This is a genomic window from Levilactobacillus wangkuiensis, from assembly GCF_016861605.1.
In the GTDB taxonomy this organism is placed as follows: Bacteria; Bacillota; Bacilli; order Lactobacillales; family Lactobacillaceae; genus Levilactobacillus; species Levilactobacillus wangkuiensis.
The window spans coordinates 77,782-98,265 of the sequence record NZ_BOLM01000003.1 but is presented as its reverse complement, the minus strand read 5'-3'; the positions used below and the strand labels follow the sequence as shown (position 1 = coordinate 98,265).

Sequence of the window (20,484 nt, the reverse complement as noted above, 5' to 3'; positions counted from 1 at the left end):
TGGTTTTCTCAGTTTAGCCCACGGGACGACCTTTGAGACCGCACTTTGGCTCAAAGTCGAGGTGGAAGCCCGCTCTTCAGGCTGGAACCGGCCCCACAGCAGGGCGCTTTGAGCCAGCCGCCGGGAACGGACAGCACCGCGTACCGGCGCAGTTTTCACCATTTTCCAAAGGCCATGACACAGCGTTAGCCCAAAACCATGAGAGGGGAAGAGAAGATGCAACCAACTTTCAAGCAAGGCTTCATTGACATCAAGGATGCCACGCAAAACAACCTGCAGCACGTAAACCTGCGGGTGCCCAAGTACCAGACGACGGTGTTTGTCGGGCTATCGGGGTCCGGTAAGTCCTCACTGGTGTTCGATACGATTGCGGCGGCCTCGCGGCGGGAACTGAACGAGACGTTCCCCAGTTTCACGCAACAGTATTTGCCCAAATATGGCCAACCGCACGTCGGCGACATTGAACATTTGCCGGTCGCCATCGTCATCGCTCAACAGCGGCTGGGGAAGAATGCCCGGTCGACGCTGGCGACGTACACCGGGATCTATTCGTTGATGCGGCTGTTATTTTCACGAATCGGTAAGCCCTTCATCGGCTATTCCGACAGCTTCTCGTTCAACCTGCCACAGGGGATGTGTCCGGCCTGCCAGGGCCTGGGATACGTGGACGACATTGATGAAAGCAAGCTGATTGACCCCGAAAAATCGTTAAATCAGGGCGCCATCACGTTTGTTAGCTTTGGCCCAGACACCTGGCGTTGGCGGCGGTACGCGACCAGCGGGCTGTTTGACGACGACAAGCCAATCAAGGATTACACGGACGAAGAATACGAGCTACTGATGCATGCGCCGCAACAGAAGCTGGACCATCCCGGCGAGGGCTTTCCTCGCACGGCGCTGTATGAGGGCGTTGTGCCGCGGATTCGCCGCTCCGTGATTGGCAAGAAGGAAGCCGAACACCACCGCGAGGCCATTGCGGAAATTGTGACGCGCAAGCCGTGTCCCGTTTGCCAGGGCACGCGGCTGAAGCCGGAAGTCCTGACCAACTACCTCAACGGCCACAACATTGCCGAGGTCACGGCAATGGACCTGCGCCATGTGCTGGCGTTTCTGCAGGGCATCACCGAACCGCTGGCCGCCGACGTGGTGCGAGAACTTAGCACCAAGATTCAGTCGTTGGTCGACATCGGCCTGGGCTACCTGACGCTGGACCGCGGCACCAGTTCGCTGTCTGGTGGGGAAGCCCAACGGATCAAGATTGCCAAATACCTGACCAGCGCCTTGGTCGATATGGTCTACATTTTAGATGAACCCAGCGTCGGGTTACATCCGCACGACATTCAGTTGGTCAAGCAGGCGTTGACCCGGTTGAAGGATAAAGGCAACACCATTTTGGTGGTCGAACATAATCCGGCGATGATCGACTTCGCGGATTACGTGGTTGAAATGGGGCCGTTAGCCGGTAAGGGCGGCGGGACCGTCACATTTACCGGGACCTATCCGGAGCTGCTAGCCTCGGATTCGCTGACCGGCAAATGGTTGCGCCAGGCCCATCATTGGGGCACGGAACGGCAGCCAACCGGGCATTTAGCCTTACGACACGTCACGCAGAACAACTTACAAAACGTGGACGTGGATGTCCCACTGGGCGTGATGACCGTCATCTCGGGGGTCGCCGGGTCCGGGAAGTCTTCACTAGTCACGGCGTTGAAGTCGCAGCTCACGGAGGACTATATCGACCTGGCCCAAGCGCCCGTGGGCATCAACATTCGCTCGACACCGGCCACCTATCTGGGCATTTTGGATGAGATTCGCAAGCTCTTTAGTGACGCCAACAATCGGGTTGGTACCAGCCTGTTCAGCTATAACGGCAAGGGCGCCTGCCCGCGGTGTAAGGGGAAGGGCGTCACGATTACCAACATGGCGTTCATGGACCCGGTCGTGCAGACCTGTGAGCTGTGTCACGGCCAGCGCTACAGCGAGGAAGCCCTGCAGTATACCTATCAGGGCAAGAACATCGCGGCGGTGCTACAGCTGTCGGTCAAGGCGGCGACGGCCTTCTTCCAGGACACGCCGAAGCTGGCCAGTCAGTTGGCCAATCTGGACCGCGTGGGCCTGGGTTACCTGACGTTGGCCCAACCCCTGACGACACTGTCCGGTGGGGAACTCCAACGGCTGAAATTAGCGGTCGAGTTGGGTAAGCGGGGCACCATTTACCTGCTGGATGAACCCACGGCCGGCCTGCATTTGCAGGATACCGCGCGCCTGTTGAAACTGTTCAATGAGCTGGTCGCGGCCGGCAACTCGCTGATCATCATCGAGCACAACCTCGCCGTGATTGGTCAGGCCGACTGGTTGATCGACGTCGGCCCGGATGCCGGGCGCTACGGCGGTCACATCCAGTACAGCGGCACGCCGCGTGAGTCCGTCAACGTGGCCGATTCGCGGACCGGGGTGGCGTTGAAGCGCTGGATCGCCGAAAATTAAAATTTGTGGGAATCCGCTGTCCGGGAGTGTGGGGACGGCGGATTTTATTTAAAGTGGCAGAAACGGCCTGGAATTGACAATTATCAAGTTATTAGGCACCGTTTCGCAGTAAACTAGGTTCTGTTGTTAGCGCGCCACGTCGGATGAGATGGCGCGAGTCACGTAAATCAGTTATTGAAGCCACCCGTGGTAAGATTCAGGGTGAAAATGAAATTAAAAAAAGGAGTTTTTACGATGCCATTAATGCGGATTGATATGTTTAGAGGTCGCAGTAAAGCCGAGATCAAAAAAATTCTGGATATTTCCTATCAGGTGGCGACGGAAGAGCTACACTTGTTGCCCCGAGACCGGTACCAAATCGTGACCCAGCACGACCCGGAAGAAATGATCATTCAAGACGTTGGCTTGGGCTTCGACCGGACGGATCAGTTCCTGATGTTCAGTCTGACCTCCAGCCCCCGCGCCGAGGACGATAAGCAACGCTTCTACGCGCGGCTGGTAAAGGAACTCGAGGCTGGCGCTGGTGTTGCCCCCGCTGATGTGATGATCAATATCGTGGGGAATACACGGGCGGACTGGAGCTTTGGCAACGGTGAGGCACAGTTTATGAACGGAAAACTGAAGTAACTTTAACTTAACGAATGAGGCGAATGGGTTTGGAACAAGCAAAGACGATTATTATTACGGGCGCAACTAGTGGCATTGGTCAAGCAACGGCATTATTGGCCGCGAGTCATGGGCATCGCGTCGTGTTGGCTGCGCGTAAGGAAGCGGACCTGCAAGCCACGGCGGCAGCCATTCACCAAGCGGGTGGTCAGGCGATTTTTAAAGTGACCGATGTCAGTAACCGGGATGAGGTTCAGGCGTTGATTGATTTTGCTTTAGCCGAATATGGCCGGATTGATGTTTTAGACTTGAACGCTGGCGTGATGAGCTTTGCGCCAATGAATGAGATCCGGGTCGATGAATGGGAAAGAATGATCGACATCAACGTGAAGGGGGTCTTGTACGGCCTGGCTTCGGCGATTCCGGTCATGGAAAAACAGCGGGGCGGCCAGATCATTGCGACTGATTCAACGGCTGGCCATCAGGTCGGGCAAAATAATACGGTTTACGCCAGCACTAAATTTAGCGTGCGGGCCATTATGGATGGGGTTCGCGCGGAAGAAGCCGGAGCGCACATCAGGACCATGATGGTTTCTCCAGCATTTGTGAAGACTGGGTTCTTTGCGGACCAGCGCAACGCTAACCTGGAATCGGTCCCAAAACTGCGGCCTGAGGATATTGCGGCCTCGGTGGTCTTTGCCATTGAGCAACCGGCGAATGTGGATATCAATGAAATTGTTTTGCGACCGACTTTGTAAGTGAATATGTGTGTTAGGTAGGCCGTTCATCTCACTGGGTATTTGTGAAATGAGCGGTCTATTTTACATGGTTAGGACATTCGTAGTGGTGAAACCAGTCAGAATTTCAGCTGGCAATAATCCATCCGTGCGCAGATGGGAAGTAGGATTGTGGGTGAAACCTGTGTCAGCGGCAGGGATGATGAAAATGAGCTGACAGGGTCGATGTGAGTGACCAGCGGCGGGCCAAAGCGACCAGCTGTGTCGATGGCCTTAGCTGAGTGATTTCCTCAGCTTAGCCCATGGGACAACCTTTGTGACCGCCTCTCAGGCATAAAGTTGAGGTGGAAGCCCGACCTTTGGCTGGAGCCGGCCCCACAGCAGGGCGCTTTGAGCCCGCCGGCGGGAACGGATGCGACCGCGTTTCGGCTCAGTTTTCACCATCCCGAAGGCGAAAGAAAAAATAAACGTACGTTCCCTATTTTGCGGCGAGTTATGGTAGACTAAAAGAACGCGAATTTTAGATGAAAGGACGTTACGCATGGCAACCACCATTTTGACGCCGGCCGAGAACCGGTTCCTACAACTGAGTCAGCGCGCACTGGCGTTGCCGGGATTGACCCGACTGATGCCACTGCTGCGCGACCACCCCACGATTAAGGACAGCAGTGATTTTCTACCCCGCTCGGCGCGAGAGGCCTTGCTGGAGCAGCGGGTCGACTGGCTAGTTCAGAGCAGCGAGGCGTGGAAATTATTGGCGGACTCGCCGTACGTGATCAATCCCAGCAATAACCGGCTGGATTGGCGGCACTGTGCGCTTTGCCACAAGCCGGTGCGCTACGAATACCACGTGGTGTTGCGCAAGGACGGCCACAAGATCATCGTGGGTTCCGAGTGCGTGAAGAAGTTCATGAGTGATGAAATGCAGTACCTGATGACCATCACTACCGAGGACAACATCCACGCGGTCGCCCAATATGACGATTTGACTGCCCATTATCCACAGGTGCCAGAAATTTTATGGGACCCAGAGGCTTTGCCTAACCTGCCCCAAACCCACCAACGGCGCCAGCACTGGGTGCGACACGGGACCAAGGATACGGTGACGGGGTATTTGAAACGCCCTCAAACGACCTTGCCGGAAACCCAGTTAAAGCCGTACCTGACGGAATATGACGTCCTGACGGGGATTGACCAGGAAGCCGCCACGGCCACCCAGCAGGCCGCTCAACGTCGAGCTGAACGGGAGAAACAGTTGGCCGAAGAAGAGGCGCAGGCGGCTTGGCAACACGCCGAGCACCAAGAAAGTACGGCGGTCCAGGAATTGCGGGCGTCGGCACCGTACCGAAGCTATTTACGGCAGGTGGCTGACTTGATTACGCGCCACTTGCCGCTGACTGCGTTTAAGGAAAAAGTCGCGGCACTCACCATGCCGGCAAGTTTGAAGAAACTGGTCAACTCCTATCAACTAGGGGTGATGGCTACGGAATTTGCCAGAACCGGTCAGATTCAGGCGGCGCGGCTCCAAATCGTGCCACGGTACCTGGTGGCGGATTTGAACCGGGCCAGTCGGCAGCGTGCCAACCAACGCCAACGTGATTGGTGGGATGATCTGTTTAACGCGGCGATTGGCTTTGACCTGACACCAGCGGAACGGACGGCGAGCTTGGCTAAGCTCCAACACTCCTGGGAGGGTCAACAGGTGCCGGCGAGCGTTTACCGAGACTGTGAGACCTTGCGGGACCAGCTAACGGCGGGGGAGGCGTTGCCAGCCACTTGGCCGGCGGAATTGCGGCAGGCGTTCACGCAGCGTCTGGCGGTTCAACCCGCAAATGACTGGGTGCCAGCCAAGAAAAATCATGTGACGACCACCCAACTTCGGGGACTGGTTCACGAGAATACTGAATTTGACCAGATCAAACGGGCCTATCATCGCCTGTATGCCTTGCCAGACGGGGCTGAAGCGGCCACGCTGTCGGCGCTCCAGCAGGTTGCCCTGCGGCGGGCCGATGCGCGCGAAAAACGTGAAAGTGTTACACAATCGTTGGTTCGGAAATTACTAGATGAATAGTTTAGAAGCCAGTGTTGACGGGAGATACCGTTGATCTGGCTTTTTTATTTGCCTGTAAATGTTTATACAGAATATGAGAAACCAATACAATTTGACTGTAATTACTCCAGCAATAGTTTATAGGGTTTCTTTCATGAAAATATAGTATAAATGATTGTTCACCATTGATTGGCGCACTATTCACGGCATGCCGGCGTTTATCGTGATTATAACGAATAGTCTCGTTGATTGGACAACTAAGGGACTTTGTTGTCCAATAAAGTGCCTATTAGACATTGTATAAAACATTCAGAATGGCTATAACAGCCTAAATACCGGCGTTTCAACGTTTTTAAGTTAACTTTAAAAAAGTTGAATATATTTTAACAGAAAAGGTTTACACGCAGGCTATTTTGACATATACTGTCGTTGTTACATAGTTAGTTGATTGTAACGCAGTTGGGCGCTATTCTGGTGCCGAATTGTTAGCCAGAATGGGTGCATCCGTTACTTGGGAACGTAAGCCCGTTAAGGATTAAGGCAACAACTAGCATATGGTGCTTAATTATGTGGGAACCATGCAGATAACAAATACAAGAGGGGTGTATTCTTCATGAAGAAATCAATTAGTAGTATTTTATTAGCCAGCGCTTTGTTGTTAGGTGCTGTGGCACCAATTACGGCCAATGCGGCTACCGGGGACACTGGTCAGATGACTGGTAAGACGGTAGGTTCAATTTCATTTAACAAGCCAAAGGCTACGACCGACCCAGTTGACCCAACTGATCCAACCAAGCCGGACCCAGGTGACAAGGGTGGGGTTGATACCACTAATCCTGCCGGCGATTTGGCTTTGCTCTACGTTTCTAAGGGCATTGACTTTGGGTCACATGACGTTTCAACGGCTACCCAAGATGCTACGGCTGAAAAGGTTGATAACAGCCGGACCTCTGGGACTGGTACTGCTATTGCAGAGAACACCAATCTGTTGACTGAAGTCACGGATACTCGTGGGACAAACGCTGGTTGGTCAATCAGCTTGAGTGCTGACCCAATGACGGTTGGCGGCAAGGCTGATGCCACTTCTGATAAGTCCAACACACTGACCGGGGCTGTGCTTAATTTGAACAGTAAGAAAGCTGCCACTATTAAGAGTTCTTCCGATACTGAAAGTGGGATTACCCAAAGTGCTGTTAGCGGCATGACCACTGATGGTACCTCGACGCAACCAATCTACGGTGCTAAGGCTGGTAGTGGGATGTTGACCACGACCTTCCAAATGGACCCAGGCGACGTCCAATTAGCTTCGATTCCAGCTAACACTAAGAGTGGTGTGACCTACTCTGGCGACATCAACTGGACGCTGAGTGATACCCCAGCTAAATAAGTTTCTTATATGGTAGAGGGTGTTCATTGGTTTATGGATGAGCACCTTTTTACCTTACATAACACGGTTATAACCAACACATAGCAATAATCATCATAGATAAAAACTAACTAGGGTAGTCAGGGGTGTAGAGATGCAAGGGTTTAAGAAGATTCAATTTCTCGTTTTAGCAGTTTTTAGTTTGATTTTAGGTGGTTTGGGATTCACGAAGGTGGCCAATGCGGCCGGGGAAAACGAAGTCGGGTATAGCGTGAAGGCGTCGATTCCCAAGAACCAGATCAACAAGAAGAACTCGTTCTTTGATTTGAAAATGGCTTCAAACCAAACGGAATACCTAAAGGTTCGCGTCTACAACGTAACCAATCAGGATATTCAGGTAAAGACCGCGATTCATACGGCCTGGACCAGCAGTGCCGGTGCCATCGAATACGTGAAGCCAGCCAGTTCATTTGACTCCTCACTCCGTTACAAGATGAGCGATATCAGTAAGATTCAAGGTAAGTCCACGCTGACGATTCCGGCCGGGAGCTCTAAGGTTGTCACGGCGAAGGTTCAGATGCCAAAGACGTCCTTCAAAGGCGTTATTTTGGGTGGCTGGTATTTCAAACGAGTCGACAGTAAGGTCACCGGTGACGTCAAGGGTGCCAGCAACCTGCGGAACAGTTATTCCTACGTGGTTGGGATGAAATACACGATGGGCAACACGACGCCTAACCCCGATATGAAATTGGGCAAGGTTGCCGCTGGGCTAGGTGACTATCACCGTGGGGTGTTCGCAAATCTGCGGAACCCAACGGTGGTGATCATTCCTAATTTAAACATGAAGACGACGATTACCGACCGTGACGGCGGCAAAGTTATCAAGCAAGCAACTAAGAAAAACGTTCAGATGGCTCCGAACACGACCTTCCGCTACCCGATGTACTTTGGGAAGGAAGAATTGAAGGCGGGTCATTATCACCTGCACATGGTCGTCAAAAATACGGACCGGACCTGGGTCTTTGACCGTAACTTTACGATTACGGCGGCTCAAGCGGCCAAGTTTAACCGTGGATCGGTTGAAAGCTCCGGCATCAGTTTGTGGCTAGTGCTGGCCTTAGGGGCTCTGGGTATGCTGATTCTGATTCTCTTGATTTTACTGATCATTTACCTGATTCGGCGGAACAAGAAGAAGCAAGAAGAACAAGCCGAGGACTAACGAGTCTGCCTGGAAAGGAGGGCGTTGATCATGAAGAAACTCATCATGCAACTAGTGTTGGTGCTCACGATGGCTTTTGGTCTAGGCATGGGGACATCAGCGCTCGCTGACAACGTGGTTAGTCGGGGTGAAACGCAGGTGGGCATTACCTTTACGGGAAATCCCACAACTCGGATTTCCGATGATAAGATTCCAAATGGCAAAACGCCAACGAAGACTTCTGGGGCGGCGACTACGGCGACTCATGGTCATGACTTGCGGCGGGATGGCGCTGGTGGCAGTACGGCAGATAACGCCAATCCGGGTAAGAAGGCTGGTGTCACGGCATTGAAGGCCGCAGCGTCCGATGTTCTAGCCGGACGCTTGCCGCAGACGAGTGAAGTCCAATCTTTACTAGCTGATTTAGTGGGTATTCTACTATTGATTGTGTTGATTTTAGTGGCGATTATTTACCATCAAGCACGCCAGCTACAGGAGAAGGAGTGAGTCAAAATGAAGTTTCGTAAATTCATCATGCAACTTGGCTTACTGCTGACCGTGGTGTTGGGATTCAGCTTGGTTGGGAATTGTTCAGCCAATGCCGCAACGATGCCAGCGGGTGCTAAACCGGTAAATACTGCTAGTGCCTACTATTCGGCGAGGTCAGATAAAGGTGCGATGTACATGGGACAGATAGAGCCGACTTGGTCGGTTCCAACAAGGCCCAAGTTGGGAGTCGTTGCGGCCAACGGACTATCAGGCACAAATAGAATTACAATGAGCACGACTAAAATCTATCTACAGGTGTCTGGAAGTTTTGGCATGGCTAGTGGTGCGACCAGCAAGATTAAAAGCATCAAGCCAGAGGTTATGCGATCTAATATGGATCCCAATGCACCAGCTGGAGATGCTAAACCTTTTGCTGTGGGAACTGATTTGATTAGTGGATCTGCTGTTCCTAGTGTGACGACGTCGGGTGATTATTATGAGATTGATGTCAATTTGTCAAAGCTCTATACTTTGCTCCCCTTATCTCTGGGTTTTGCCATTACCTATACCAACTCAACGAAAACGGATTATTTAGTTTATGCCAGAATCACTGAAGATGATGCGCTTGAAACTACCTGGAAAGGGACCGACTGGCTGTTTGATCCTAAGATGTATATCAATTCGACATTTAAAGCAACAGGTACAGGGAATATTAAGAACATCATGGCGTCGGACAAGAAAGTTACAGGAGTCGGGTATCCGGGGCTAAAGATTGCCGCGACCTTGACCAAGGGTAACGAGGATACGGACTATTCTGGCGATAACGTTAGTGCAGATGGAACATTTGAAATTGATTTTCCAGATTATATTGGAAATTTAGTCAGCATGCCCGATACGGGAACAACTACCCTTGGGGTAACTGAATATAATGACATGGGTGATCACGCAACTGCTGGAGCGACAATTAATCCGGCGCTGAAAATTACGCCGCCTACGAATAGCCTAGACATCGATCCAGATACCTTGGAGGACTTGCAAGGCATGTCATCCGACAACCAGGTATTAAACTGGATTGCTAAACAGGCCGGGGTTACCGTTTCTTATCTGGGAACGCCATATGATTTAAGCAAGGTGACGCTGAAGTCTGATCAGACTGATATTGCAACGCAGCTTGCTGGACTGGCCAACGATGGTAGTCTAACCGTTAAAATTGGGGCGACAAATTCAGATGGTGTTGGGACGACAAGTACGGCTGATATTACCCTTAAACGGAATGCGGGTGAGCTTTACCTGAGTCATGTTGATAACGAGATGGACTTTGGCGCAATCAGTGTACCATCTAAGGAAACATTGATTGCACCTAAAACACTGCCACAAGTGTTAGTACATGATACACAAGCCTCAGGCACACAGTGGACCGTTTTGGCCCAGACAACGGACTTAACTTCTACTGATGGAAATCAACGGAAGCTAGATGGTCATATGGTGTACGTTGACACTGACGGCAACCGCGAATCAATGGCTTCTGCTGTGGCAGTTTCTGCAGGTGCCCGTGACCGTTCAGTTACTCAGGACGTGAACGCGACGGACGGTTGGTCAACAACGACACAGACGCTGAATCAGCCGGCTACAGGGATGTACCTGGATGCGATGCCGACAATCTTTTCGGGTAGTAATACGACAACGTACCAAGGCACAATCTATTGGGAGCTGACAAATGCACCCGGTTCTGTTGCTAGCACGGATATTAGCGCGGATTATGCTAAGGAACATGGAAGTGAGAGCTCTGAATCCGGTGGTAATACTGCTATTAGTAGCCCAGCTAGCGATAGTTCAACGAGCAGTTCAAGCAGTTTACCCGTTAACAATGCTCTTGGATAAACTGAGTCAGCGTGAGTTGGAGTAAAGTCAGCTAAATAAGTCCTGAATCACCCGAGTCCTTTTGCCGGCTATGACAAGGACTCGGGTGATTTTTGTTTTTTCAAAAATGACAGTAAAGATGGTGGTCGTCAGTGGACACCATTTTTTGAGTTCGTAACGAATATAAAGTAGCGTTTATTAGTTTAATTACCTTTTTAGCTAATTTAGCGTAATCAGCTATTTGGAACAGGCTATTGCTAGAATGCTGATAGCCCTGTACGATTGTAGGGCTGTTAGGGGTTATGGCCCCTTGTCCACAGTCGACCATATGGCTATTTTTGCAAACAATAAGCATCTTTGATAGTTGTTAAAAACATAGTATAAACGCTTTAAACACAGTATTTGGGCTGATTTTATCATCTGATTAATATTTTTTAAAATATAAGCACAAAAATTGTTTACAACGAAATCAATTGGCCTTATAATAGCTTTGTTACATAGTTAGTGAATCGTAACACCTTTTCAGGGGCGTTGCGTTTATCCAACTGGCCGCAATGGTTGAGGTGCTTAGGCTTTTACTGAGATCAGCGAGACCCATAAGCTTGTTGCATTGTTTTGGGAATTTATTAAAAGATAAATCTAAGGGGTGCTTTATTTATGAAGAAGACATTAAGTACAATCGTATTAGCCAGTGCATTATTGTTGGGGACTGTTGCACCAGTTGCTGCTCATGCCGCAGCCGTCGATGGAACTAAAGGTACGACCGAAACGCATGCGACTTTCACGGCACCAGACAACAAGACCAACCCAGTTGATCCAAACAAGCCAGATACGGATGCCGGCGGTTCTGCCACCACACCTGATGGTAATAACGGTGCTACGAACAGTGATGGTCCATTAAGCTTCTTATACGTAACCAAGGACATGGCTTTCAAGTCTGTTCAAGCTGTTACCACTGCTACTCAGCCTGACATCGATGTTGACAAGATCAGTACAGATACTTTCAGTGCCGCTACTGATGCGCAAGCCAACCCTAACTTCGTTACTGAAATCTCTGACACGCGTGCATCTAACGCCGGTTGGTCTGTCAGCGTTTCTAGCTCACCAATGACGGATAAAGATACGAACGTTGCTTTGAAGGGTGCCACGGTTGATTTCAACGGTGCTGGCGATACGACGACCATCAAGAACTCTGGTGATGCCGCAGGTGCTACTGGTAACTCAGCAGGAATCTCAGCTTACACGGTTAGTGTGCCAACCACGACAGCTACCGCAAAAACTATTTACAATGCTGAAAAGGGCTTCGGTGCTGGGTCAACCTCATTCCAACTCGATCCAACGAACATTAAATTAGCCAATGTCGGTGGGAACACCGCCGCCGGGACTTACGACGGGACGTTAACTTGGGCCTTATCTGATACTCCAGTGACTGCCCCAGTTACCACACCTGCTAACTAAAAAAATGTGTTATTTACGAGAAAAGGTGTCCATTGGATAAAATGAACACCTTTTTTATTTACATATGGCGTATTATGAAATTAATGAGTTAAGTATTTAACTAGGGTAAATCAGGGGTGAAAGTATGACAAAGTTCAAGAAGTTTCAACTAATTTTTCTCGCAGTTTTTGGTGTGCTTATGGGTGGTCTAGCGACGGTTAAGGCCAACGCTGCGGCACAAAATAACATCGGGTACAGTGTGGCGGCCCAGTTGCCGAAGAACCAGATTGACAAGCGCAACTCCTTTTTCGAGTTGAAAATGAAGTCGGGCCAAACGCAAACGCTGCATACCAAGATTTTTAACGTGACAAATCAAGAGATCAAAGTGAAGTCTGCGATTCATACGGCTTGGACCAACTCTGGTGGGGCGATTGATTACGTTAACCCAACTAAGACTTACGATTCTTCATTGAAGTACAAGATGAGTGAGTTGACGAAGGTGCAGGGCCAGAAGACCGTCACGATTCCAGCTCATGGGTCTAAAGTAGTGACTGCTAAAGCCACGCTACCCCAAATGTCTGGGTTTAATGGCTTGGTTCTGGGTGCCTGGTACTTTGAACGGACCGACACCAAGGTGACTGGCAACGTCAAAGGCGCTAATAACGTTCGGAATAAGTACGCTTACGTGGTCGGCATGGAATACGTTCTGGGCAAGGTTCCCAGTGGTAATTTGACCTTAGGCAAGGTGGGTGCTGGTCTCAGTAACTATCACCGCGGTGTGATTGCGAACCTGCGGAACCCAACGGCAACAATTGTGCCTAACTTGAAGATGAACACCACCATTACCAATCGGGATGGTGGCAAAGTTGTGAAGCAACTGAAACAATCGAATGTCCAAATGGCCCCAAACACGACATTTGGCTACCCGATGCTTTATGGTAAGACACCTTTAAAGGCGGGATACTACCATCTGCACATGGTCGTGAAGAATACGGATCGAACCTGGGTATTTGACCGTGACTTCACGATTACCAAGGCCCAAGCCAACAAGTACAACCGCAGTTCCGTGGACAATCCCGGGATGAATATGTGGTTACTCATTGGGATCGGTGCGTTAGTCATGCTGTTATTGATTCTATTAATCTTGTTGATTATCTACCTGATTCGTCGCCGTCGTCGGGATGAAGAAGATACTGAAAAATAAGCACGTTCGGCCTGAGAGGAGGGCGTGGGTGATGAAAAAGTTAATCATGAGCGTCATCTTGGCTGTCACACTGGTTGTGGGGGTCGGCGTTGGTACGCCTGCACTCGCCACGACGGTTGGCGGAACCGGTGGGACGACGCAGATGGGGGTTCATATTATTGGCAACCCCCAGCAACAGCGGTTAGCTGACCTGGTGGATCAAATTCCCAGTGGGCAAACACCCATAACCGGGGCGGATGGCGATCGGCTAACCGGTTCCCAGCCAGCCGCATCAAAGAAAACTGGATCCAAGACGGGGAACAAGCAGACTGTCCCAGGGGCCGTTGTTACGGCGGTTAAATCTGGCTCAGCTGACTTGGTCGCGGGTCGGTTGCCACAAACGAGTGAGTCACAATTATTTTTGGTGAGCTTGTTCGGCATGCTGTTATTAATGGTCGTCATGTTAGCCATGCTGGTTTATCAGCAAGCACGTCGGCTCAGGGAGAGGAATTAAGTTTCGAGATGAAGGTCAAGAAGGTTTTAGAACAACTGGTTTTGCTACTCGCATTTGCGGGACTTGCGACTGGCATGCAAGTGGCGCGGGCAGATACCTTGACCCCAATAACCACAGATTCAGGCGTTTACGGCAGAAATACCGACTTCGTTTTGGCTAAAGGCGATAGTGTTCCCTTTGGGACTTCGTCTTACCCTAATATAGGCGATGTATCTGCGAATGGGGTGGTTAATGGCCGAATCACAAACAAGACAACACAGTTTAAGATTATGTATGATGGGACGGCAACCACAACTAAAGGGAAGTATGGGACGTTCTATACCGATGTGATTGCCATGGTAGACGGCAAGCCGAAGTCGTTAGCAACTTCAACACCGACGCCCTGGACGATTACCAATTCTGGTCAGACGGCCACACCGCCAACGACAGGATTTATTTTCACGAATACGGTTGCGACAACGATCAACGTCGATTTGTCTCAATTAGGGACGAAGATTCCTCTACCAATCTACATTGGCTTTTCATACGTGGCCCCCTCAAGTACGGAGTGGGTTCACTATGGGGATATGGAGCTGACCGCTGCCAGTGACGCTGTTTCTAAAATGGCGGATGTCACGATTAATAAAGGGGCAGACCTGCCTTCGTCTAGTGCAACGATTACGGGTACCGGTGAACCTGGTGCGACGGTCACGCTGTCTGGGGAATCTATTCCGGATGATAAATATACGGCGACGGTTGATACTAATGGCAATTACAGCATTAGCCTCGGTACAGCAACGCTTAAGAGTCTAGGAGATACGTCAAGTGTGAAGGTGACCGAGAGCGATGAATTTGGCGATACCAAATCAGCAACGGCTAACGTTAGTGATGCAACACCACTGGCGATTTCGCCAGGGACGTCGACTGTAAGTGTGTCGCCAGATGAGTGGACCGAGCATATTACGGGTAAATCATCGGCGGATATTGCCGATTGGCTGGCTGATAAAGCTGGGTTGACCGTCACCAAGCAAGGTGACACAACGGCGTTAACGAAAACGAAGGACGATCTGACTTTTAATACCAGTACAACGGCGGACACATTGAGCTCAGTGATGGCTGGCGGTAACACGAGTGTGGCGATTAACGCCAAGGACTCGGCCGGTGATACGAGTACGAGTGACGCGACGGTTAATGTGTTGCGGAGTGCTGGTCAGCTCCAGTTTGGGACGTATACGTCACTGGAATTTGGTAGTAAGAGTCAGCCGTTACGGATTCCAAATCAGTCGACTTTGATTGCACCCAATGGGAGCTTGAACGCGGATGGTTCAGATGCAGGCGCCTATAGCGTCCACATTTCTGATACGCGGGCGAAAGGTTCGCCTTGGTACTTGGCAGTGCAAGCAACGCCGCTGACGGATGGTAGTGGCCATACCCTGAATCTGGTTTACGCAGATGGTAATGGGCAAAATCAAATCCTGGATGGTAGTTTGGCTAAAATAACGTCTGGAACGCGGTCAAGTGATGATACTAATGTCGCTAGTGCTTGGGCGCATTCTGGTCAACAGTACCCGGGAAATGGATCGACTGCACCAGCAGGCATGTATTTGCAAGCACAACCCAACAATATTTACGCGGGTGGCGGCCAGCAAGCAAATTACGATGGCAACATTACGTGGTGGTTGAACAACACGCCTGATTAAAGGGCTAAACTAAATTTAATGAACGCCTCAACAAGGATTTATGGCCAACTTGTTGGGACGTTTTTTTGTTAAGTTTACTATTGAACTGTCGATTAAAATTGGTGGAAATCAGGTTGATCCGATTCTGGCTGGAAATCACCATTGAGAATTTGATTGCCTGTTATCGGTGCAGTTATGGACAGCCATCCCAGCCTGAACGTCAGACAATAATTTCTGGTTGAAGCGGGATACTATCACCATAACGTCAATAGTCGTCGCCATACCCACTGATTAGCCAGTGTGACTTTAGCCGATAAAGGTGTAAAACTATGGATTGAAAGCAAACGGCCCTATACGATTGATGACCTAACGGAATTTAGAAAGCGCTATCCACAATCGTTTTAGTGGCTAGTTTGTATAAACGATAAACAGGTGGAATAGTGCCGCTAAATAGGCTATAAATGCCTAAAGTACGGTAATTCACTTAACTTTTATCAATCGATTAATCTTTTTAAAATATATGCAAGAAAATGGTTTACAACTGAACTATTTGGACTTATAATAGCTTTGTTACATAGTTAGTGAAGCGTAACATCCTTCTAGGGGGAGTTGCTTTTCCACAACTGGTCTTAATGATTGAGGTGCTCATCTTCTTACCGAAAGTCATGACGACCCATAAGATGTGTTGTCTGTCACAGTGTTTTGGGAATCCGTAAAAGATCAATCTAAGGGGTGCTTTATTTATGAAGAAGACATTAAGTACAATCGTATTAGCCAGTGCATTGTTGTTGGGGACAGTTGCACCAGTTGCTGCCAATGCGGACACAACTGATCCAACTTCGACTGGGAATACTGCTACGCACGTTCAAATTGATGCGCCAGCTAACATGACTAATCCTGTTGATCCAACTGATCCATCGAATCCTGCAACTAATACGGATCCAACAGATTCAACGAGTCCTAGCAATCCAGCAGATAACGGTGCTAAAGTTAGTGGTCCATTAACCTTCCTGTACGTTACGAAGGACATGACCTTTGAAGAAACGACTTCATCAATCAGTAAAGCACAAACCATTCCAGTTAAGACCATCACAGAAAGCACCTTCATGAAGGATGGCACGCCTAACGCCAACTTCGTCACTGAAGTTGGTGACTCTCGTGGGACGAACGCCGGTTGGTCAGTTCAGGTTCAGAGTTCTCAAATGACTAATGCAAGTAAAGATGTTTTGAAGGGTGCCACGGTTGACTTTGGTACTGGTGTTGCCGGCACTAACAATGGTGACACAACCATTACCAACTCTGCGGACAACGCTGGCATTACTGCCAACAACGTTAGCTTAGCTACTGATGGTGCGACGAACGCGCCAGCTACCATCTACACCGCAGCTGCTGACCATGGTGCCGGTGCCACTGCTTTCCAATTAGGGACTGACAAGATTGCCCTGAACAACGTGGCGCCTAACGCCAAGTCCGGGACTTACAACGGTAACTTAACTTGGAGCTTAAGCAACACCCCAACTTCCTCAGATTCAATTAAATAATTGTTTGATTGCGAGTGAAGGTGTCCATTGTTTAGAGATGAGCACCTTTTTCGCCTACATATGTAGTATCATGAGATTGATACGACAAAGTCTAACTAGGGTAAGGCAGAGGTGTAAGGATGTCAGGATTTAAGAAGCTTCAACTCATGGTACTCGCAATTTTCAGTGTGATGCTGGGGTTGTCAGTCCCAGTGATTTCAAAGGCCGCTGTGGCCAATGATATTGGTTATAGCGTGGAAGCCAAAATTCCACAGAATCAGATTGATAAGAACAAATCATTCTTTGATCTGGCCATGAAGCCGGGTCAAACGGAGACGCTCCAAACGCGGATTTACAACGTGACGAATCAAAATATTCGCGTTAAGTCCCAGGTGAATACCGCCTGGACGGGGTCATCGGGTGCAATCAACTATATGAGTGCCGCGAAGAGTTATGACCCATCGTTACGTTACAAGATGAGCGATATTAGTAAGCTACAAGGCAAACAGGTTGTGACGGTTCCTGCTAAAGGGTCCAAGGTTGTGACGGTCAAGGTTAAGATGCCCAAGAGCAACTTTAACGGCGCCATTCTCGGTGGCTGGTACTTTGAACGGGTCGATCGTAAGGTGACCGGTAGCGTTAAAGGGGCCAACAACATTACCAACAAGTATGCGTACGTGGTGGGGATGGCCTACACCGTGGGTAAGCTTCCGAACCCTGATTTGAAATTGGGCAAGGTCGGCGCTGGCATCAGTAATTACCACCGTGGCGTCATCGCTAATTTGCGGAACCCTACGGCCATCATCGTGCCTAACTTGAACATGACCACCACGATTACTAACCGTGATGGCGGCAAGACGGTGGGCCACTTCACCAAGGAAAATGTTCAGATGGCCCCTAACACTGGTTTTAGCTACCCCATGCTCTATGGGAAGACCAAGTTGGCGGTTGGTAATTATCACTTGCACATGGTGGTGAAGAATACGAATCGAACCTGGGTGTTTGACCGCAACTTCACGATTACCCGTGCACAAGCTAGTAAGTATAACAAGGACTCGGTCGATGATCCGGGTGTGAACATCTGGCTCTTGATTGGCTTGGGTGCCTTGGCCATGTTGATTTTAATTTTACTGATTCTATTGATTATGTACCTGATTCGTCGCCGTCGTCGGGATGATGAGGATAACAAGGAATAGGCTGCTGTGTACGAAAGGAGGGCGCTGGTCATGAAAAGAATATTCATGCGACTGGTTCTCGTTTTGACAGTTTTAATTGGCCTTGGCGCGGGAACGCCAGCGCTCGCCACCACAGTTGGTGGTACGGGCGGCAATACCGGAACAGCTGTCACAATTCATGCTAATCCGAATGCGGCCAAGCTGGACGGCTCAGGAATGGGCGCCGGTGCCGATGAAGGTTCTGACACCATTCCGAATGGCAAGAAACCTTCTATTAAGAATCAGACACAAGATGATCAAGCAACGACAACCGGCAATAAAAAGGCCTCACCGGCCGCGGCGGTGGCTACGGTTGTGAAGGCTGGCTCTGCTGATTTGATTGCCGGTCGGTTACCACAGACCAGTGAATCGCGGATGTTTTTAACCAGTATTTTCGGGTTGTTATTGTTAATTGTCCTAATCTTGTCGGTCACAGTTTATCGGCAAGCACGCCTATTACGGGAGAGGGAGTGAGCTAAGATGAAGTTGAAGAAAATTTTACTACAGCTTGGTTTGCTGCTACTCGCTGCTGTTGGATTGGGCATGCAGGTGGATATAGCTCATGCACAACCAGGTACTGACCTTAAAGGTCCTGATGCAGCAAAAGCTGGGGCTTTCAGTCAGGACCCGAATTTTATCGATGGGGATAGTAAGGAGCTGGGTTCTTCTTATCCCACATTAGACACTGTAACAGCAGATGGCGTCGATGGTGGACGGATTACTAAAAATACGAAGAATATTTACGTCGCGTTCTCCGGGTCAGCAACGATTAGTAAAACGTGGGCCGGTGCGCAATATGTTAAATTTTACGCGGATGTTTTAACATACAATGACAATAAAATGGTGTCATTGCAATCATCACCGAAATTGTGGACGCTGTCCTCAGGAAATAAGACAGCAACACCTCCAAGCGGTTACATTACGATACCAGTGAACCTTAAGAATTTAGGAAGTGATCCTAAACTGCCAATTTATATTGGGTTTTCCTATCAGGCGACGCGTTATTCTGGGGATCAGATTTGGTATAATTCGTATAAAGATTTAACTTTAACCGGAAGTAATTCTGCAATTTCTGCAATGGCTAATGTCACAATCAATGACGGAAATGATGTGCCCATTGCTAACCGTGAAATTACTGGGACGGCTGAGCCTAACACAACAGTTACACTTACGGGTGTTGATGGGAATCATTCAGCAGTTGTTAATTCTGATGGAACTTACACCATTTCCTTGGGAACAGATATGTTGAATGTTGGAACTATCACAGTGACAGAGAGCAATGATTTTGGTGATACTAAGTCTGCGACTGCAAATGTTGTTGATTCAGTGCCCTTAACAATTACACCAGCAACATCTAACCTGACCGTTAGTCCAGATGACTGGGATGCAAACATCAAGGGCAAGAGCTCTTCAGATATTGCTACTTGGCTGGCAAAGCAGTCGAATTTAGTGGTGACAAAACAAAATTCGTCTACAGCTTTAACTGCAAGTGGTGATGGACTAGCCTTTGATACAGCAAGTGACTTATCGACGTTAGCTGGTGGGGATACACAAGCCGTTCAAATTAACGCGAGTGATACTGCTGGTGACAAATCAACCGATCCAGCAACTATCAATGTCACTCGTGGACTGGGAAATATGCAGTTCACAACAATCTCTCAGTTGGTATTTGGTAATGGTGTAAACTTAGCCGTTCCTTCAACGCAGACTTTATATGCACCTGGAAAATACAACGTCGACGTTTCAGATTCACGGGCAACTGGTTCACCTTGGTACCTGACGGCGCAGGCTTCTACCTTAACCGATGCCGCGGGGCACACATTTAGTGGTCACGTGGTCTATGCGGATGGTAAAGGCACTGTCACGTCATTAGATGCAGGCAATGCTGTGCAAGTGGCTTCGGGTAACCGGTCTACTAGCACGGATGATTTGGCTAGTGACTGGAATCAGAAGGGTGGTTCTTATACCGGAAGTTCCGTGCCGGCTGGCGTTTACCTGCAGGCTAACCCCAACGTTTATGCTGGTGGGTCAGATAATGAATACAGCGGATCGATGACGTGGACTCTGTCCGATGCGCCTAAGGGTAATTAAATATGATGCATAACGATAACCTCTTCGGCCAACCATTCATGGTGAGTCGGCGGGGTTATTTTATTGCAAAAATT

Annotated in this window: 16 protein-coding genes; all 16 read left to right on the top strand. The window is 49.5% G+C overall.

Features of this window, described 5'->3' with window-relative positions; genetic code table 11:
* Positions 1-216 precede the first annotated feature (216 nt).
* Positions 217-2,487, top strand: a complete 2,271-nt coding sequence (locus JUF13_RS02800) for an ATP-binding cassette domain-containing protein (RefSeq protein WP_203637612.1) — start codon at positions 217-219, stop codon at positions 2,485-2,487.
* 234 nt (positions 2,488-2,721) lie between these two features.
* Positions 2,722-3,114, top strand: coding sequence for a tautomerase family protein (locus JUF13_RS02795; protein ID WP_203637611.1), 393 nt, complete (start codon positions 2,722-2,724; stop codon positions 3,112-3,114).
* A gap of 23 nt (positions 3,115-3,137) precedes the next feature.
* Positions 3,138-3,851 carry an SDR family oxidoreductase gene (locus JUF13_RS02790; protein ID WP_203637610.1) on the top strand — a complete coding sequence of 238 codons (714 nt, stop codon included), beginning with the start codon at positions 3,138-3,140 and terminating at the stop codon, positions 3,849-3,851.
* Between the two features lie 520 nt (positions 3,852-4,371).
* A complete protein-coding gene (locus tag JUF13_RS02785; RefSeq protein ID WP_203637609.1) occupies positions 4,372-5,901 on the top strand; it encodes a hypothetical protein in 1,530 nt (509 codons plus the stop codon).
* Between the two features lie 592 nt (positions 5,902-6,493).
* Positions 6,494-7,267 carry a WxL domain-containing protein gene (locus JUF13_RS02780; protein WP_203637608.1) on the top strand — a complete coding sequence of 258 codons (774 nt, stop codon included), beginning with the start codon at positions 6,494-6,496 and terminating at the stop codon, positions 7,265-7,267.
* A 133-nt stretch (positions 7,268-7,400) separates the two neighbouring features.
* Entirely contained in the window at positions 7,401-8,465 is a 1,065-nt protein-coding gene (locus tag JUF13_RS02775) for a WxLIP family cell surface protein (protein WP_203637607.1), read from the top strand.
* A gap of 30 nt (positions 8,466-8,495) precedes the next feature.
* Positions 8,496-8,951, top strand: coding sequence for a hypothetical protein (locus JUF13_RS02770; protein WP_203637606.1), 456 nt, complete (start codon positions 8,496-8,498; stop codon positions 8,949-8,951).
* Between the two features lie 6 nt (positions 8,952-8,957).
* Complete coding sequence (locus JUF13_RS02765; RefSeq protein ID WP_203637605.1) at positions 8,958-10,814, top strand: hypothetical protein; 1,857 nt, start codon at positions 8,958-8,960, stop codon at positions 10,812-10,814.
* A gap of 636 nt (positions 10,815-11,450) precedes the next feature.
* Complete coding sequence (locus tag JUF13_RS02760; protein ID WP_203637604.1) at positions 11,451-12,251, top strand: WxL domain-containing protein; 801 nt, start codon at positions 11,451-11,453, stop codon at positions 12,249-12,251.
* Between the two features lie 124 nt (positions 12,252-12,375).
* A complete protein-coding gene (locus tag JUF13_RS02755) occupies positions 12,376-13,434 on the top strand; it encodes a WxLIP family cell surface protein (protein WP_203637603.1) in 1,059 nt (352 codons plus the stop codon).
* A gap of 31 nt (positions 13,435-13,465) precedes the next feature.
* Positions 13,466-13,927 (top strand): hypothetical protein, encoded by a 462-nt coding sequence (locus JUF13_RS02750; RefSeq protein ID WP_203637602.1) that lies wholly within the window; start codon positions 13,466-13,468, stop codon positions 13,925-13,927.
* Positions 13,928-13,935: 8 nt separating this feature from the next.
* Positions 13,936-15,606 (top strand): Ig-like domain-containing protein, encoded by a 1,671-nt coding sequence (locus JUF13_RS02745; protein WP_203637601.1) that lies wholly within the window; start codon positions 13,936-13,938, stop codon positions 15,604-15,606.
* 722 nt (positions 15,607-16,328) lie between these two features.
* Positions 16,329-17,126 carry a WxL domain-containing protein gene (locus tag JUF13_RS02740; RefSeq protein WP_203637600.1) on the top strand — a complete coding sequence of 266 codons (798 nt, stop codon included), beginning with the start codon at positions 16,329-16,331 and terminating at the stop codon, positions 17,124-17,126.
* 119 nt (positions 17,127-17,245) lie between these two features.
* A complete protein-coding gene (locus JUF13_RS02735; RefSeq protein WP_203637599.1) occupies positions 17,246-18,301 on the top strand; it encodes a WxLIP family cell surface protein in 1,056 nt (351 codons plus the stop codon).
* Positions 18,302-18,331: 30 nt separating this feature from the next.
* Complete coding sequence (locus JUF13_RS02730) at positions 18,332-18,793, top strand: LPXTG cell wall anchor domain-containing protein (protein WP_203637598.1); 462 nt, start codon at positions 18,332-18,334, stop codon at positions 18,791-18,793.
* 6 nt (positions 18,794-18,799) lie between these two features.
* Complete coding sequence (locus JUF13_RS02725; protein WP_203637597.1) at positions 18,800-20,410, top strand: Ig-like domain-containing protein; 1,611 nt, start codon at positions 18,800-18,802, stop codon at positions 20,408-20,410.
* The last annotated feature ends 74 nt before the right edge of the window (positions 20,411-20,484 follow it).